Here is a 1,943-nt window from a genome sequence, read left to right on the forward strand (position 1 = left end):
GTGCAGCACCAGATCGAATGGCGCTGGGGGAAAGGCCACTCCGGTCATCCGGAAAACGAACGTGCCGATGCGCTCGCGAATCGCGGCGTCACCTCCCTCGCCGAAGGTTAATTTTTATTCTCTATGCGCCAACTCGTACTCGACACTGAAACTACCGGCCTCAACGCCCGCACGGGCGACCGTATTATCGAAATCGGCTGCGTCGAGCTTGTCAATCGACGGCTCACCGGCAATAACCTGCATTTCTATGTGAACCCGGGCCGCGACAGTGATCCCGGCGCGCTTGCCGTGCACGGCCTGACGACGGATTTTCTCAGCGACAAACCCAAGTTCGCCGATATCGCCGCCGAGTTGCGCGACTTTATCGCGGACGCCGAGTTGATCATCCATAACGCGCCGTTCGACGTCGGTTTCATGGACGTCGAGTTCGCGTTGCTTGGGATGTCCTGTGTGCGCGACGTGTGCGGCGGGGTTATCGATACGCTGGTACAGGCCAAGCAAATGTTCCCGGGCAAGCGCAATTCGCTCGATGCGTTGTGCGACCGGCTTGGCGTGAGCAACGCGCATCGGACCTTGCACGGCGCCCTGCTCGACTCGGAACTGCTCGCTGAAGTTTATCTGGCGATGACGCGCGGCCAGGAGAGTTTGGTCATCGACATGCTTGGGGATATGCCGTCGGCCGGTGCAAGCCATTCGCCGCAGATTGCGCTGAATGACCTTGATCTGCCGGTGCTGGTGGCATCGGCAGAGGAATTGAGCGCGCATCTGGCCGCGCTCGACGATCTCGACAAGACGGTCAAGGGAACGAGCGTATGGCGGATTGAAGTCGTTGAGGCGGTGGATACGCCGGGTGCTTAGTGCGGTCGTTTCGTGAGGTTCGCGGAATGTGTGAAGCGCCCCACAAATTCACTTTACGCAATGCGCAACGTCTGACATAATTCGAAGCTCTTCGGGTGGTTAGCTCAGCGGTAGAGCACTGCCTTCACACGGCAGGGGTCGGGGGTTCAAAACCCTCACCACCCACCAGATTCGCGTGACCCGCAGAAAAAAAGGCCCTCAGACGAAAGTCTGAGGGCCTTTTTGTTTGCAACGAAAATCTTGACTTCAGTTGTTCTCGTGTGCCTTCAGTTCGCGAGGGGTGCGCCGCGGTGCACGCTGGCGAACGCGACTGGCCTCCTCCATCGCACGAATTGAATGGATCTTTATCTCCAGGATCCCTTCCAAATCGGCTGTCCTGCCCAACGCTTGCGTAGTACGGAGGAAAGTTTCCAGCGTTGCCTGACCCGTTGACTCCAGGTTGCGCAGCGCTCGCTCCGATACGCCGGCCCGGCTGGCAAGCTCCGCCTGCGAGAGCGATTGCTGGAGGCGCAGCGCGCGAAGGCGTTGCCCAAGGGTCCGGGCGATTTCAGCTACCGATGCAAGATCGAACAGCATAGTGGTTTCCAAAGCTACCTAACAGGTAGAATTATACCTATTAAGTGGCAATTGGTTTGATAAGAGGCGTTTATACGCCTCTTATACGGCCTGCAAACCAGGTCATCGGGTCCGCTTGGGCCCCTTGGCGTGAGTTGCTTACAGCATGAGGCTAACTGGTCAAGAAAAAGGCTCTCAAGCAAACGCTTGAGAGCCTTTTTCTTTGGCTACAGCTCTTTGGCCACGGCTTTTCGCCCAAGCCCCACGCGCTAACCCTCAGTGCAAGAACCCCACTCACCCCTGCCGCAACGCGGCATCCAGCGCGCTCGCCGCGGTCCGGTCCCCCGCTCCCGCAAGCGCCGCTCGAAACACCGTCTTGCGATTGTGGCCGGCCGCAGCGGGCGAGTCCCACAGCAACTCGACTTTCTCCCGCTTGAAACGACTCGCCCTCCGAGGCGCATCCGCAGCCGCGCCATCCACGTCGGAAGGCCATTTCACCGATAACTCCCGCGCGTCGTACTGTCCGAGCT

3 protein-coding genes, 1 tRNA gene and 1 pseudogene are annotated in these 1,943 nt (G+C 59.2%); 3 read left to right on the forward strand and 2 right to left on the reverse strand.

The annotated features are described in order from the left end of the window. From WCA53_RS28285 to WCA53_RS28295, 3 genes are all read left to right on the forward strand, one after another. Positions 1 to 111 (forward strand): RNase H family protein (locus tag WCA53_RS28285; RefSeq protein ID WP_423918764.1); only part of this gene is annotated, 111 nt, incomplete at its 5' end. A 12-nt stretch (positions 112 to 123) separates the two neighbouring features. Next, positions 124 to 858 (forward strand): DNA polymerase III subunit epsilon, encoded by a 735-nt coding sequence (gene dnaQ / locus WCA53_RS28290; RefSeq protein WP_423918756.1) that lies wholly within the window; start codon positions 124 to 126, stop codon positions 856 to 858. 93 nt (positions 859 to 951) lie between these two features. Beyond that, positions 952 to 1,026 (forward strand) — tRNA-Val (locus WCA53_RS28295). Positions 1,027 to 1,104: 78 nt separating this feature from the next. Here WCA53_RS28295 and WCA53_RS28300 read toward each other — a convergent pair. After that, the gene (locus WCA53_RS28300; RefSeq protein ID WP_423918759.1) at positions 1,105 to 1,434 is read right to left on the reverse strand and encodes a helix-turn-helix transcriptional regulator; all 330 of its coding nucleotides are present in this window, start codon (positions 1,432 to 1,434) and stop codon (positions 1,105 to 1,107) included. A 273-nt stretch (positions 1,435 to 1,707) separates the two neighbouring features. Next, positions 1,708 to 1,943, reverse strand: a pseudogene (locus WCA53_RS28305) (hypothetical protein); the annotation flags it as partial.

This window comes from Caballeronia sp., from assembly GCF_049581465.1.
Lineage (GTDB): Bacteria > Pseudomonadota > Gammaproteobacteria > Burkholderiales > Burkholderiaceae > Caballeronia.